Origin of the sequence: Mycoplana dimorpha (assembly GCF_003046475.1) — a bacterium.
Lineage (GTDB): Bacteria > Pseudomonadota > Alphaproteobacteria > Rhizobiales > Rhizobiaceae > Mycoplana > Mycoplana dimorpha.
The window spans coordinates 329,593-343,469 of record NZ_PZZZ01000006.1 but is presented as its reverse complement, the minus strand read 5'-3'; the positions used below and the strand labels follow the sequence as shown (position 1 = coordinate 343,469).

At 64.9% G+C, this 13,877-nt stretch carries 13 protein-coding genes; 11 read left to right on the top strand and 2 right to left on the bottom strand.

Features of this window, described 5'->3' with window-relative positions; translation table 11 throughout:
• Nucleotides 1-69 precede the first annotated feature (69 nt).
• Nucleotides 70-999, bottom strand: a complete 930-nt coding sequence (locus C7449_RS16250) for a LysR family transcriptional regulator (RefSeq protein ID WP_108003930.1) — start codon at nt 997-999, stop codon at nt 70-72.
• A gap of 129 nt (nt 1,000-1,128) precedes the next feature.
• Here C7449_RS16250 and C7449_RS16245 point away from each other — a divergent pair, with 129 nt between their 5' ends.
• Genes C7449_RS16245 through hisC form a run of 3 tightly spaced genes read left to right on the top strand, consistent with a single transcriptional unit; the run spans nt 1,129 to nt 4,453 of the window.
• The gene (locus C7449_RS16245; protein ID WP_108003929.1) at nt 1,129-2,181 is read left to right on the top strand and encodes an aromatic ring-hydroxylating dioxygenase subunit alpha; all 1,053 of its coding nucleotides are present in this window, start codon (nt 1,129-1,131) and stop codon (nt 2,179-2,181) included.
• A gap of 13 nt (nt 2,182-2,194) precedes the next feature.
• Nucleotides 2,195-3,304 (top strand): FAD-binding oxidoreductase, encoded by a 1,110-nt coding sequence (locus C7449_RS16240; RefSeq protein WP_108003928.1) that lies wholly within the window; start codon nt 2,195-2,197, stop codon nt 3,302-3,304.
• Nucleotides 3,305-3,352: 48 nt separating this feature from the next.
• The gene (hisC, locus tag C7449_RS16235; protein WP_108003972.1) at nt 3,353-4,453 is read left to right on the top strand and encodes a histidinol-phosphate transaminase; all 1,101 of its coding nucleotides are present in this window, start codon (nt 3,353-3,355) and stop codon (nt 4,451-4,453) included.
• A 56-nt stretch (nt 4,454-4,509) separates the two neighbouring features.
• Here hisC and hutC read toward each other — a convergent pair whose 3' ends face one another.
• The gene (hutC, locus tag C7449_RS16230; RefSeq protein ID WP_374828223.1) at nt 4,510-5,232 is read right to left on the bottom strand and encodes a histidine utilization repressor; all 723 of its coding nucleotides are present in this window, start codon (nt 5,230-5,232) and stop codon (nt 4,510-4,512) included.
• A 248-nt stretch (nt 5,233-5,480) separates the two neighbouring features.
• Here hutC and C7449_RS16225 point away from each other — a divergent pair, with 248 nt between their 5' ends.
• The 8 genes from C7449_RS16225 (at nt 5,481) to C7449_RS16190 (ending at nt 13,868) form a co-directional block, all read left to right on the top strand.
• Nucleotides 5,481-6,692, top strand: coding sequence for a diaminopropionate ammonia-lyase (locus tag C7449_RS16225; RefSeq protein WP_108003926.1), 1,212 nt, complete (start codon nt 5,481-5,483; stop codon nt 6,690-6,692).
• Nucleotides 6,693-7,254: 562 nt separating this feature from the next.
• On the top strand, nt 7,255-8,613 hold the full coding sequence (locus C7449_RS16220; RefSeq protein WP_108003925.1) for an NAD(P)/FAD-dependent oxidoreductase: 1,359 nt from the start codon (nt 7,255-7,257) through the stop codon (nt 8,611-8,613).
• A 115-nt stretch (nt 8,614-8,728) separates the two neighbouring features.
• Complete coding sequence (locus C7449_RS16215; RefSeq protein ID WP_210204746.1) at nt 8,729-9,562, top strand: IclR family transcriptional regulator; 834 nt, start codon at nt 8,729-8,731, stop codon at nt 9,560-9,562.
• Between the two features lie 41 nt (nt 9,563-9,603).
• A complete protein-coding gene (locus C7449_RS16210; protein WP_108003924.1) occupies nt 9,604-9,963 on the top strand; it encodes a RidA family protein in 360 nt (119 codons plus the stop codon).
• A 50-nt stretch (nt 9,964-10,013) separates the two neighbouring features.
• Entirely contained in the window at nt 10,014-11,024 is a 1,011-nt protein-coding gene (locus C7449_RS16205; protein ID WP_108003923.1) for an ABC transporter substrate-binding protein, read from the top strand.
• A gap of 69 nt (nt 11,025-11,093) precedes the next feature.
• Nucleotides 11,094-11,984, top strand: coding sequence for an ABC transporter permease (locus C7449_RS16200; protein ID WP_108003922.1), 891 nt, complete (start codon nt 11,094-11,096; stop codon nt 11,982-11,984).
• Nucleotide 11,985: 1 nt separating this feature from the next.
• A complete protein-coding gene (locus C7449_RS16195; protein WP_108003921.1) occupies nt 11,986-12,762 on the top strand; it encodes an ABC transporter permease in 777 nt (258 codons plus the stop codon).
• Complete coding sequence (locus C7449_RS16190; protein WP_245414424.1) at nt 12,759-13,868, top strand: ABC transporter ATP-binding protein; 1,110 nt, start codon at nt 12,759-12,761, stop codon at nt 13,866-13,868. Before C7449_RS16195 ends, C7449_RS16190 begins: the two co-directional genes overlap by 4 nt.
• Nucleotides 13,869-13,877: the final 9 nt, after the last annotated feature.

The following is a 13,877-nucleotide window of genomic DNA, read 5'->3' as shown; positions in this document are numbered from 1 at the left end:
CGATCTTTCTCGTTCTTCTGCATGTCTTGGTCCCGAAGCCCGGCAGGCCTTCCGAAGTCATGCGGTAGATCAGACTGCCTCCGCCCGCGGAGCGGAAAGCAGCGCCTGCTTCTTCGATATCTGCAGCAGCCATTTGTGGAAGGCGGAGCCGAACGGCTTTTCGAGCGCCGACCGGTCCCAGGCGAGAAAGTAGCTTTCGGGCAGCTTCATGCGGATGTCGTAAGGGATGAGCAGGCTGCCGGAGGCGAGCTCGTCGGCGATCATCGATACTTGCGCCAGCACGAAGCCACGCCCGTTGACCGCAGCGTCGATGGCGGTGCTCGACAGCGTGAAGGACAGGCTGGACAGCTTCTGCCCGCCACTGGCGTTCACCATCCTCGCCCAGTCGCTCCACTGCGGCGGCGGCAGGTAGCCGGTCTCCCATTCGACGTTGAGCAGCGGGAAGTTGAGGATGTCGGCGGGACTTTCGATCGGCCGATGCCAAAGGAGCCCGGGCGCGCAGACCGGGACCACCCAGTCGGTGAACAGCTCGGTGTAGTGCTCGTGAACGACCACCCGGCGGCCGTAGGTGATGCGGAAATCGACCTGCTCGAAGCCGATCCGAGGCTCGTCGTCCTTGCCGAGAATACGGATGCTGGCGTCGGGATGCAGCGCCTGCCAGTCGAAGATCTTGCGGCTGATCCATTTGTTGATCACCGAGGTCAGGCCGCTGAGCACGATGCCGCTCTGGTTGCGGGCCCGTTCCAGCGCCTCGGCCGCATGGGCAAATTGCCGGAACCCCTTGGCGATCTCTTCATAATAGAGCCGGCCCCACGAGGTCAGTTCGACGCGGCGGCCTTTGCGCTCGAGCAGGGTGAGGCCGAGGCTCTGCTCGACATTGCGCACCTGCTGGCTGATCGCGCCCGGCGACACGCCGAGATCACGGGCGGCGGCGCTGACCGTGCCGCACCGGCCGATCGCTTCGAAGGCCTGCAGACCGCGCAAGGTTGGCATCGACATCGGGAGAACTTTCAATTATCAAGCTGCCTGCTTTTTAGTTTATCTAAACAAAAACGCAATGCCTGACAGCTTGTCGCAGTGGCTGGCTCGGCGGATACTGCCCCAAACTGCAACGATAAAGAGGGTGAGATGTTTCTCAAGAACGCCTGGTATGTCGCCGCCTGGGATCACGAAGTCGGCCGCGAGTTGAAGCCCGTCACCATTCTCGGCGAGAAAGTGGTTCTCTACCGCAAGCAGGACGGCACGCCGGCCGCGCTCGAGGACGCCTGTCCCCACCGCAAGCTGCCGCTCTCGATGGGCCGCATCAAGGGCGACGACGTCGAATGCGGCTACCACGGCCTGACCTTCGACTGTTCCGGCACCTGCACCCGGGTTCCGGGTGCAGAGCGCATCCCGCACGTCGCCAGGGTTCGTTCCTACCCGATCCACGAGCGCTACGGCCTGTTGTGGATCTGGATGGGCGACGCCGCCAAGGCCGATCCCAAGGACATCTTCGAGGTCGAGCACTTCGACAATCCGGCCTGGGGCATCAATCGCGGCGAGTCGATGATGCTGAACTGCAACTACCTCTACATGACCGACAACCTGCTCGACCCCTCGCACGTCGCCTGGGTGCACCAGTCTTCCTTCGCAAGCTCGGCCTGCGAGGAGACGCCGCTGGAAACCACCGTCAAGGACGACGGCGTCACAGTCTGGCGCTGGATGATCGACTCCGAGCCGGCTCCCTTCTACGCGCCGTTCCTGCAGTTCGAAGGCAATACCGACCGCAAGCAGCACTATGAAGTGCGCTATCCGAGCAACGCCATCATCAAGGCGATCTTCGCGCCAGCGCATACCGGCGGCGAAGGCAAGGAGCTGCCGGAAAACACCTTCCTCATGGACAGCTACAACTTCATGACGCCGGTCGACGAGAACCACACCAAGTACTACTGGTTCCAGATGCGCAACTTCGCGCCCGACGATCCGGAGGTTTCGGCCCGCTTCGCCAAGTCGGTGCGCGGCGCCTTCGAGGAGGACCGCGTGGTTCTCGAGGCTGTCCATCACGGCATGGCCAACAAGCAGACCCCGAACCTCGACCTGAAGATCGACGTCGGCCCGATGCGCTTCCGCCGCCGGCTGGCGCAGATGATCGCCGCCGAGGCCGAGGCCGCTGCGGCATCGACGCCGGCTGCCGCCGAATAAAGGTTGAGGACAGATGTCGGACGCCCAGGCTTCGCGGTTCCGCCCCTTCGAGGTGGTGGCGAAGGTGCGCGAAAGCGCCACCATCACCTCGTTCCACCTGGCACCGCTCGAACGGCAGCACTGGCGGCCGTTCGAGGCCGGGCAGTTCCTGACCATCCGTGTCCCCGACCGGATCAGCGGCGGCCATGTGCTGCGCAACTACACGGTCTCCTCCTCGCCGCGCGAGGAGGGGGTCTACCGGATCACCGTGAAGCGGGAGGCATCGCCCGCAGCCGGAACGCCGGACGGGGTCAGCTCCTGCTGGCTGCATGACGAGATCGAACCCGGCGCGGTCGTCGACATCGACGGCCCCCGCGGCGCCTTCAAGCTGAACAGCGAAAGCAAGCGCCCGGTGGTGCTCTTGTCCGGTGGCGTCGGACTGACGCCGACCGTCTCGATGCTGAAGGTGCTCGCCACCGAGAGCGACCGGCCGGTCTGGTTCATCCACGCCTGCGACAGCGGCGCCGTGCATGCGCTCGAGAAGGAAGTGGAGGCACTGGCCGCCGTCAGGTCCGGCATCAAGGTGCATTACTGCTACCGGTTCCCGAGCGACGACGACGTCCAGCAGGCGCGGTGCCATTCGACCGGGTTCATTTCGCGCGAGACCATCCAGAGCCTGCTGCCGCTCGACGACTACGACGTCTACATGTGCGGCCCGCCGCCCTTCATGCAGGCGATGTACAAGCTGCTGCTTGGCCTCGGGGTGAAGAAGGAAAATATCGCCTACGAATTCTTTGGGCCGGCGAGCCTGCTCTCGGAAGGCGAACAGCAGGCTGCGAAGGCCGCCACGGTCGCGGAAGCCCCGCCGGTCGCCAATGACGACGGCGACGGCATCCGCATCGTGCTGGAAAAATCGGGCCGCAGCTTCGCCTGGAACGAGGCCAGCGAATCGATCCTGGCGTTCCTCGAAACGCAGGGCGTCGAGCCGGAGTTTTCCTGCCGGGCGGGGGTCTGCGGCAGCTGCGTGCAAGGCCTGGTGTCGGGCGAGGTTGACTATACCGAGGAGCCGCTCGACGAGTTGCCGGCAGGGCGCGTGCTGCTCTGCTGCTCCAAGCCGAAATCGTCCGTCGTGCTCGACCTCTGACTGCTGAAATTCCCTATATCATTGCCCGAGGAGGGGCTCGTGAACGAAATGACCATCGCCGGTATCCGGCTCAATCCGCATGTCGCCGCCCTTCCGCCCTACAACGCCGGAATGAACATCGCGGTTGCCCGCAAGCTCAGCGGCCACGACGAGATCGCCGCCCTTGCCAGCAACGAGAATCCGCACGGCTGTTCGCCGAAGGTGGCGGCAGCATTGGCCGGGCTCGATCCGTCGCGCTATGCCGACCCGGCTTGTGTCGCGTTGCGCGCCGCCCTTTCCGCCAAGCTCGACGTTGCGCCTGAGCGTATCGTGGTCGGCAACGGCTCGGAGGAGATGATCGCCGCGATCTGCCGCGCCGCGCTGCAGCCGGGCGCTTCGGTGGTCACGGTGTCGCCGGGCTTCGGCCTGCACGAGATCGAGGCGCTCGCCAACGGCGCGAGGGTCGTCAAGGTCCCGATGGCCAAGGATCTCGGCTTCGATATCGACGCGATCGTCGCCTCGATGGCCGAGAAGCCGGCGATCATCTTCCTGTCGTCGCCGTCCAACCCGGTCGGTCCGGCGCTCGATCACGCCGCGCTGTCCCGCATCCTGGCGGCCGTGCCGAAGGAAACGCTGTTCGTGCTCGATGAAGCCTATTTCGAGTTCACCGACGGCGACACGCCCGACGGCCTGGAAGCGCTGCGCGACACGGGACTTTCCCATGTGGTGCTGCGCACCTTCTCGAAAGCTTATGGACTGGCCGGGCTGCGTGTCGGTTATGCCGTGGCCTCCGACGAGCGCCTGGCGCGGACGATGACCTCGGCAAAGACGCCGTTCAACGTCAATGCCGCGGCGCAGATCGCTGCGGTCGCTGCATTGGAAGACGAAGAGTGGATGCGCCGCTCGGTGGCCGCGGTGAAGGCGGAGCGCGAGCGGATGGCGGCGGCGATCGCGGCCATGGGCCTGTTCGCGCCGAAGTCGCAGACGAACTTTCTCTTCCTCGACGTGCGCCGCGACAGCCAGGCGGCGATGGAGCACTTCCTGTCGGAGGGGATCATCATCAAGCCGTGGAAGGAGAAGGGTTTTGAAACCTTCGTCCGCGTCACCGTCGGCAGCCCCGCCGACAACGACCGGTTCCTGGCCGCGCTCGAACGCTTGCTGAAGGCCTGACGGAAGCGAGATCTCCGTGCCAACCTGCAGCGGGCCAATGTCGGTGCAGGTTGGTATCAGGCCCTGGCGCCCTGCGGCGAGAACTGTGCGACCAGCGCATGCCTGTCGCCGGGGTAGGTCAGCCGCACATGGGTGATCATCCCGATGTCGTTCCAGGTGCGCCGCTCGACCACGAGGCAGGCGGTGCCCGGCGCGATCTCAAGCGCCTTGGCCTGGTCCTCGCCGGCTGCCACGGCCCTGATCAGGTGCTCGGCGGTGCTCCAGGGGACCTGGTTGATCAGCCAGGGACCCGGCGCGGTGCCGGTAAAGTCGACCTCGGCGGCGTCCGGAACGGCGTCAAGATTGATGATGCGGTCCTCGTGGCAGAAGGGCTTGCGGCCGGCCAGATGGATGCAATGAAGCTCGAGGATCGAGGCGGACGGCGGAAGCGCCAGCCGCGCGGCGTCGGCGGCGCGGAACTTCCGTTGGACGCGCCGCACCAACTGGTAGTCGTAGGGGAGGTTCAGGCTCTTGACCTCCGACTCGATGTCGTGGATCTCCAGCACTGCCGATTGCGCGACCGGGCGCGTCACCACCGTTCCCGAGCGCCTGCGCCGTTCGAGCAGGCCCGCCGAGGCCAGCCGGGTCAGCACCTTGTTGACGGTCATGCGCGAGCAGCCGTATTGCGCGGCAAGGTCGACCTCGAAGGGAATGCGATAGCCCGGCGGCCAGTCGCCGGAAACGATGCGACCTTCGATCTCCTCCTGGATGCGACGGTCGAGCGTTTCGTCTTTCGCCACGTCTTGCCCCTCATGTAGCCGATGTGAATGCCATGTGACGGTAATCGTTCTCGGCTCCATATATGAATAGATTCTTTTACGACTGGCTACCCTTGGGGCAATTTGCGGCCGGCCGGTCCACCGGGCCGTGCCCCGTTGCGCCGGGCCCGCGCGGTACTGGTCGGCTCCGGATGAAACAAACTTGCAAGAAGTCGGCAGTATCAGCCTATTTTTCCGGTTATATCGTTCAAGGAAAACGAGAGGCCGCCATGTTCTTGAGAAATACCCACACCGACTACCGCTCGGCGCTCGATCCGCGCGATGCGGAGGCGCTTGGCCGGGAAGCCGCAGCGGAGGTGGAGCGGCATCTCTCTTTCCGCGACAATCATGCACAGACACCGCTCGTTGCATTGCCGGGGCTGGCCGAAAGGCTCGGCATCGGCGCGATCCACGTCAAGGACGAGGGCCACCGGCTCGGGCTCGGCAGCTTCAAGGCGCTTGGCGGCGCCTATGCGGTGATCCGGCTCGTGCTGGAGGAGGCCGGCCGGCGCCTCGGCCGTGCGGTCGACATCGCCGAGCTGTCTACGCCAGAGGTGAGGGCGGTGGCGCAGGGCATGACGGTCGCCTGCGCCACGGACGGCAACCATGGCCGGTCGGTGGCGCAGGGCGCCCAACTGGTCGGGGCGCGGGCGGCGATTTTCGTGCATTCCGGCGTCAGCGACGAACGGGTCGCCGCCATCGCCCGCTTCGGCGCGGACATGGTGCGCGTGGAAGGCACCTATGACGATTCGGTCCGCGAGGCGGCACGGGTCGCGGCGGAGAAGGGCTGGACGATCGTCTCGGACACGTCCTGGCCAGGCTACGAGCGCATTCCGAGCCTCGTCATGCAGGGTTATACCGCGCTCGTCCGCGAGGCCCTGCGAGACCTGCCCGAGCCACCGACCCATGTCTTCGTGCAGGCGGGCGTGGGCGGCATCGCCGCGGCCGTCGCCGGTCATCTGGCGCTGGAGTTCGGCCCGGCCCGGCCGGTCTTCACCGTCGTCGATCCGGCCCGGGCGGCTTGCCTTTTCGAGAGCGCCCGAGCCGGTCGTCCGGTAACGGTCGCGCATGGGGAGCCCACAGTGATGGCCATGCTCGAGTGCTACGAGCCCTCTCTGGTCGCCTGGCGTATCCTGTCCCGCGTCGCCGATGCCTTCATGACCGTCGACGAGGCGGATGCCGTCGCGGCGATGCGGCAGCTTGCCGATCCGCTCTCCGGCGATCCGGCGGTGGTTGCCGGCGAGAGCGGTGGCGTCGGCCTTGCCGGACTGATGCGCGCCGCCGCTGATCCAGCCATCCGCGCCGCCCTTGGGCTGGACAGCCGTTCGCGCGTCTTCCTGATCAACACGGAAGGGGCGACCGATCCCGGCAAATACGAGGAAATCGTCGGGCTTCCGCCCGCCGCCGTCGCAGCACGGAGCGGACAGCAGATCGTGGCGTGACGGGTTCTCGACCGCGCCGAAGAACTTTTGGGCTGAGCCGCCCGTGATCGGTCAGGCAGCCGGTAAAGGGCGATGCCCCCGGGGCCGCTTACGTGAGGCAGCGCGGCCTGCCGCAGATCGATCAACGGAGCGGAGCCAGAAAGCCGGTCAGCAGCGCGCCGCCAGCACCAAAGGTGGTGCATGATCGACCACCACCCTGGCAGATAACGCGAAGGGATCTCGGTCATTTCTTCCGCTCAGGTGGGATTGATCAGGCCACGAACTCGGCTTTCCAAGCATATCGATGAATGCGGTGCGGGAAGACGCATCGCTCTTGAGCCTTGCGTGCCTGCTTTGCGCGCAGGTCCAGGATCTCCTGCGGCAACCGGGAGCCTGACAGCCAACGGCATTTCAGAATCGATCTCGGTTAGACGCTGCGGTGGGTTCGTCCCTGTAGGGGGAACCGAGGCCGGGCAGAGCACCGCTGTGCGCAACCGAGCCATGCGATATTGACAAATCGGAAATATGAACATCATATATCGGGATCGATAAACAGATATCGCATGGCGATAGCAGGCGGCGCATGTATGATCCTCTCGTTCATCCCTTTCCCGACCAAAACCAGCCCGACCCGGATTCCTATTGGTTGAAGCTGAGCGGGGCGGTGGCACCTGACGACGACGGGCCGGTGGCCGGAGATGCAGACGTCGACGTCGCGATCATCGGGGGCGGCTATACGGGACTGTCGGCGGCGCTCGCTCTCGCTCGCGACCATGGCATCAAGGCGACTGTCCTGGAGGCGCGGTCGTCGTCGTGGGGCTGCAGCGGCCGCAACGGGAGCTTTGCCCGGATTTCTGGCGGTCGCGTTCCCTGGTCGCGACTTGTCAAGACCTATGGCGCCGACGTCGCCCGCGCTTATTTCCAGGAGCTCAGGCAGGGTCTCGATACCGTGCGCGGCTTGATCGCGGATGGAGAAATCGAGTGCGCCAAGCAGCCCGATGGGGTCTACAAGGTGGCCACCTTCGGCCCCCACGCCGACTCGCTTCGGCGCGAGGAGGAGCTTTACAACACGGTTCTCGGCTACCCGGCCCGCTATGTCGAGGCCAGCGACTTGCGCGGCATCCATGAGGGCCCCGAGAGCAACGGCGCCCTGTACCTGCCTGACGGGTTCTCGCTGAATCCGCTCGCGCTGGCGCGCGGCCTGCATCGCATGGCGCGCGGCCACGGGGCCCGCATCCATACGAATTCTCCGGTGACGCAGTGGATCGACGAGGGCGGGGTGCACCGTCTGGTGACGCCGACCGGCACCATCCGTGCCCGGCGCGTCATCGTGGCGACGAACGGCTATACCTCGTCCCGGCTGCACCCGCGGCTTGCCGCGCGCGTTCTGCCCGTGCATTCGCAGATCATCGTCACGGCTCCAATGAGTGACGCGCAGGTGGCGGCGAGCCTCCCGTCCGGCAAGTGCATGTTCGATACCCGCGAGCTGCTCTTCTACTATCGCCGCCTGCCGGACAACCGCATGCTGTTCGGTGGCCGCAGCGCGATCTCAGGGGCCGATGCTTCGGCCCCCCGCCATCGTCAGTATCTCTATGACGCGATGGTGAGGAAGTTTCCGGCGATTGGCGGGATCGGCGTCGAGCACTGGTGGGGCGGCTGGGTCGCCGTCACCCGCAATTCACTGCCATTCTGCTACAAGGTGCCGGGAGCGGGTGACGTGTTCACGGCGGGTGGCTATGCGGGCAGCGGCGTCTCGTGCTCGATCCATATGGGTACCAAGCTTGCGATGATGGCGGCTGGCCGCCCGTACGAAACGGCCGCGTCCTTCCTCACGAGTCAGCCCGGACGCTATCCGTTCGCCTCCTTCCTGCGGCTCGGCCAGTGGATGGCGTATCGCTGGCTGCATGCCAAGGACGCCCGCGAAGCGAAAAGGGCAGGGTGACGTTCATGCGGAAGGTGACGCAAATGCTCTCAGGATACGCAGGTTCGGACTTTGGAGGCCCGCGGGCGCTGCCATGCGGCAGGTCGTTCGGAGTGCCGGCAGGGAAGGAAATCTCATGAGCGCAGATCCGTCCAACCTGATGCGATCGGTGACGACGCCGGACGCCGAAGAGTCGCCACTCTACGTTACCGCGCTTGCCAAGGGCCTGTCGGTGTTGACGGCATTCGGTCCGTCCCGACCCGCGATGAACCTGCTCGAACTGGCCGAAGCCACCGGCTTGAACAAGAGCACGATCCAGCGCTCGGTGTTCACGCTCGAGGCAATGGGCTATCTGGCGCGCGAGGGCGGTTCCAAGCGCTACCGGCTGACGGTCAAGTCGCTGGAGATCGGCACCGGGTACCTGCAGACGGCAGAGTTGATCGAGCGGGCCAATCCCTTCGTCCAGCAGCTGAACCGGCAGACGGGCGAGAGCTGCAACCTGCTCGAGCCCTGGGGCACGGACATGGTCTATGTGGCGCGCTTCACCAGCCACAAGGAAATGCCGATCCATGTCCCGATCGGGCAGCGCCTGCCGATGTACTGCACGGCGGCCGGACGCGCCTACCTCTCCGCCCTCCCGACCGAAGCCGCCATGTCTTATATAGAGCGGTCCAATCGGGTGGCATATACGGCGCATACGGTGACGGACCCTGAACAGCTGCTGGCGCTGCTGCGGCGCGCGCGTACCGACGGGTTTTCCCTGATCACCGAGGAAATCTATGTCGGCGACATCGCCGTCGGCGCGTGTGTCGTCAATGCGGACGGGCAGCCGCTCGCGGCGATCAACATTTCCGTGCCCTCCAGCCGCTGGCGCCCGGAGGACGTAATCGCGGAGCTTGCTCCGCAGCTCGTCAACGCGGCCCGGGCGGTATCAAGCGCGGCCAAGGGACTGAAACCCCAGGCGCGCTGAAGAACAAACCACAACGATCGACAATATTCTCAGGAGGAAACATGCCGATCCAACGTTTCGAACCCAATGGAAAGCGCCTCAGCCACGTGCTCGTCCATAACGGGATCGCCTATGTCACGGGCCAGGTGCCGGCAGACCGCGACCAGGACGTCGCCGGGCAGACGGCCCAGGTGCTCGCGCGGATCGACGAACTGCTCGCCAAGGCCGGCACGGACAAGTCGAAGATCCTGTTCGCACAGATCTGGCTGAAGCATGCCGTCGCGGATTTCGCGGCCATGAACAAGGTCTGGGAGGACTGGATCCCCGCGGACGCATTGCCGGCGAGAGCGACGGTCGAGGCCAATCTGGCCGCCGAGAACATCCTCGTCGAGATCGCGGTGCAAGCCGCAATCGAATCCTGAAAGCACGATCAACAACCATCAACTCGATACTACAAGGGTGGGAACCAAAAATGCGTAAGACCTTAGCAATAACGGCCGTGGCAGCGCTCCTTACGAGCACTGCGGCCAATGCTGCCGAAACGACCCTGACGATCTCCAGCTACGGCGGCGGATACCAGGAGGCCCAGTCGAAGTCCTATTTCCAGCCTTTCATGGCGCAGAATCCTGGCATCAAGATCGTCGAGGACAGCTCCTCGAGCAACGCCAAGCTCAAGGCGATGGTCGAAACCGGCAACGTCACGCTCGACCTTATGCTGACCGACGACAGCTTCGGCCTCGACGCGGACGCGCAGTGGCTCGAGCCGATCGACTACTCGATCGTCGACAAGTCGAAGTTCATTGAAGGCGCGGCCGGCACTTATCGTGTCGCTTCGGACATCGAGGCCACGGTATTGGCGTACAATGCCAACGAGTACGGCGGAGAGGCACCGAACGGCTTTGCCGACTTCTTCGATACCGAGAAGTTTCCGGGACTGCGCGCCGTATGGAAGTATTCGGCCTCGGGCATCTTCGAAGCCGCCCTCATCGCAGACGGCGTGAAGCCGGAGGACCTCTATCCGATCGACGTCGAACGGGCGCTCAAGAAGCTCGACAGGATCAAGGACGACCTCGTCTGGTGGGAAAGCGGCTCGCAGTCCGAGCAACTGCTCGCCAGCGGCGAGGCGAGCATGGCTCTCGTCTGGGTCTCGCGCGCGCTCAGCGTCGGCGAGAAGGGCGTGAAGATCGACTGGACGAACTGGACGTCGCAGACCGGCTACTGGGTGGTCCCTAAGGGCACCAAGAACAAGGAAGCCGCCATGAAGGCGATCAGCTTCTTCACCGAGCCGGCCCAGCAGATCGAGTTCACCAAGTACATGCCGTATGGTCCGTCGAACAAGCACGCCGTCGATTCGGTTGACGCCAAGTTCAAGGGCAACCTGCCCACCGACCATCTCGACACCCGCATTCTCATGGACGCCGAGTGGTGGGCTGAGAACGGCGCGAAGGTCGATCTCCGCTTCCAGGAGTGGCTTCTCCAGTAAGCCGTCACGGAAAGTGGCCCGCCTGCATTGGCAGGCGGGCTCCATCCCAATATTTCGTTCGGAATTACGATGACCGCAACAACTAACGATCGCAGCGTGCCCGTGAAGGCGGGATCATCGCGGGGCTTCCGGTTGCCGCCGGCGTTCTGGCTGATCGTCCCGTCCGTCCTGTTCCTCGCCCTGTTCTTCGTGTTTCCGCTGTTGAAGCTCGTGGCGATCTCGCTGCCCGACGGCAGCCTCGAGTACTACCATCAGATCTTCACGACACCGGTCTTCCTGCGGGTCATCGGCGAGACGTTCCGGGTTTCGCTCATCGTAACCGTCGTTACGGTCGCAATCGCCTATCCTTATGCATACGCCATGGCGCACGGGGGACGGGCGGTGCTGCTCGTCCTGACGATCGCCTTGCTCATTCCTTTCTGGGTGAGCCTCCTGCTGCGCAGTTTCTCTTGGGTCGTGTTGCTCCAGAACAGCGGCCTGGTCAACGACTTCCTGATCGCCACCGGGTTGATCGACAGGCCGCTTCGGCTTATCCGCACGCCGTTTGGCGTGATCATCGGGATGGTGCATATCCTCCTGCCCTACGCGGTTCTGCCGCTCTACACCGTCATGAAGAAGATCGATCTCCGGCTGATGGAGGCCTCGTCCATCTGCGGCGCGAGCTGGCTGCGAGGGTTCGCGCGCGTCTACTTCCCGCTGTCGCTGCCGGGCGTCATGGCCTCTGCCATCCTGGCGTTCACCCTGGCACTGGGCTTCTACATTACCCCCGCCCTGCTCGGCAGCCCGCGCGACATGATGATCGCCCAGATGATCGCCGGACAGTTCAACGAGCAACTGAACTTCGGCCTCGGCGCCGCCCTCGCAGTCGTCCTCATGGTGCTGACGGCCATCGCATTCGGCCTGTTCGGCGCGGTGCGGGCCGCCCTGCAAATGCGCGGCCGCCGGACCGGGGAGGCGTGACATGGACAAGCTGAGACGTATTTTCTTCTGGGTGGTGGTCAGCCTGACGGCGCTGTTCCTGCTGTTGCCGACGCTGATCATCGTTCCGATGTCGTTCACGACGACGTCGACGCTCGAGTTCCCCCCCGTCGGCTTCACGATGGAATGGTATGGCAAGGTGATCGGCGCGCCGGACTGGCAGGCCGCGCTGATGAACAGCCTTGTCGTCGCCTTTGCCGCAGCGATCCTCGCCACCGTCATCGGGACGGCGGCGGCGCTCGCGCTGCACGCCAACCGCTTCCCCGGCAAGCCCATAGTCATGGGCCTGCTGCTCAGCCCGATGGTCACGCCTGTGATCGTGCTTGCGGTCGGCATGTACATGGTCTTCTCCGGATGGGGACTGGTCGCCACCCGGCTCGGACTGGTCTTCGCCCATACGGTGCTGGCGATCCCGTTCGTCGTCGTCTCGGTGCTGGCGAGCTCGCGAATGGTGAACCCATCGCTGGTGCCGGCCAGCCTCGGGCTTGGGGCGGGCCACTGGTTCACCTTCCGGCGCGTCACGCTGCCGCTGATCATGCCCGGCGTGCTGTCGGGCGCGGTGTTCGCCTTCATCACCTCATGGGATGAGGTCGTGATCGCGCTCTTCCTCGCCGATGCCCAGACCCGCACCGTTCCGATCATGATCTGGAACCAGGTGCGAACCAACCTCGACCCGGCCACGGCCGCCGTCGCCGCGATCCTCATCGTGCTGTCGGCCCTTGGCGTCCTCCTCTCGTATAAATTCAGGGAATCCAGATGATGAATGCCGCTCATCAGAACATCGCGGGAACGGCAATGAAACTCGAGGGGGTTTCGAAGCTCTACTGCGCCGTCAAGGCTCTCGACAACGTGTCGTTCGAACTTCGCAAGGGCGAGTTCCTGACCATGCTCGGGCCATCCGGGTCCGGCAAGACGACCTCGCTGCGGGCCATCGCCGGCTTCATCCAGCCGACCTCGGGAAGGCTTTCCATCGACGGCCGGGACATGACCGGGGTGCCGCCGCAGAAGCGCAACATCGGCATGATGTTCCAGGACTACGCGCTCTTTCCGCACATGACCGTCCTGGAGAACATCGGCTATCCGCTGGAAACGCGCGGCATCAAGCGGGCCGAGCGCGAAAAGCGCAGCTTGGAGATGCTCGAAATCGTCGGCCTTGCGCATTGCGCCAAGCGCTATCCGAAGGAAATGTCCGGTGGCCAGCAGCAGCGCGTGGCGCTGGCCCGCGCCCTCGTGTTCAAGCCCGACATCGTCCTCCTCGACGAGCCGATGGCCGCCCTCGACAAGAAGCTGCGCGGCCAGATGCAGATCGAGATCATGCACATCACCCGGCAGGTCGGCGCCACCGTGGTCTCGGTCACGCACGACCAGGAGGAGGCGCTGGTGATGAGCGACCGCATCGCGATCTTCAAGGACGGTCGCCTCGAGCAGATCGGCACGCCGCATGAGCTCTATCTGCAGCCGCGGTCGGAATTCGTCGCCGACTTCATCGGCGAGGCCAACCTCCTGCGCGGCGCCGTCCGAGCCACGGACAATGGGGTTACAGTGGAAGGCGAAGGCTGGAAGGCCAGCCTGCCCAAGTGCGACCCGCGCTGCGCGGCCCTGAAGTCCGGCCAGGGGGCCTGCGTGGTACTGCGCCCCGAACGCATCCATGCGGTGCCGGCGGGGACGGCGACGGACAATGCCGGCGAGGGGGTGATCGAGGACAAGATCTACCTCGGCGTCGAATACCGGCTCGTCGTCCGGATGGGTGACGGCGGCAAGGTCAACCTTCGCAGCCGGGACGTGGCTTCCATCGCCGCAATGCAAGCCGGTGAGCGGGTAGGCCTTTCCTGGAGCGCCGAAGACATCGTGGTCATCGGCGGCTGAGCGGGCGGG

Bases quoted from the DNA above. Each gene is read 5' to 3' on its own strand.
- C7449_RS16190 (WP_245414424.1), top strand. From the start codon at position 12,759: ATGATGAATGCCGCTCATCAGAACATCGCGGGAACGGCAATGAAACTC.
- C7449_RS16210 (WP_108003924.1), top strand. From the start codon at position 9,604: ATGCCGATCCAACGTTTCGAACCCAATGGAAAGCGCCTCAGCCACGTG.
- hisC (WP_108003972.1), top strand. From the start codon at position 3,353: ATGACCATCGCCGGTATCCGGCTCAATCCGCATGTCGCCGCCCTTCCG.
- C7449_RS16200 (WP_108003922.1), top strand. From the start codon at position 11,094: ATGACCGCAACAACTAACGATCGCAGCGTGCCCGTGAAGGCGGGATCA.
- C7449_RS16215 (WP_210204746.1), top strand. From the start codon at position 8,729: ATGAGCGCAGATCCGTCCAACCTGATGCGATCGGTGACGACGCCGGAC.
- C7449_RS16205 (WP_108003923.1), top strand. From the start codon at position 10,014: ATGCGTAAGACCTTAGCAATAACGGCCGTGGCAGCGCTCCTTACGAGC.
- C7449_RS16250 (WP_108003930.1), bottom strand. From the start codon at position 999: ATGTCGATGCCAACCTTGCGCGGTCTGCAGGCCTTCGAAGCGATCGGC.
- C7449_RS16195 (WP_108003921.1), top strand. From the start codon at position 11,986: ATGGACAAGCTGAGACGTATTTTCTTCTGGGTGGTGGTCAGCCTGACG.
- C7449_RS16220 (WP_108003925.1), top strand. From the start codon at position 7,255: ATGTATGATCCTCTCGTTCATCCCTTTCCCGACCAAAACCAGCCCGAC.
- C7449_RS16225 (WP_108003926.1), top strand. From the start codon at position 5,481: ATGTTCTTGAGAAATACCCACACCGACTACCGCTCGGCGCTCGATCCG.
- C7449_RS16245 (WP_108003929.1), top strand. From the start codon at position 1,129: ATGTTTCTCAAGAACGCCTGGTATGTCGCCGCCTGGGATCACGAAGTC.
- C7449_RS16240 (WP_108003928.1), top strand. From the start codon at position 2,195: ATGTCGGACGCCCAGGCTTCGCGGTTCCGCCCCTTCGAGGTGGTGGCG.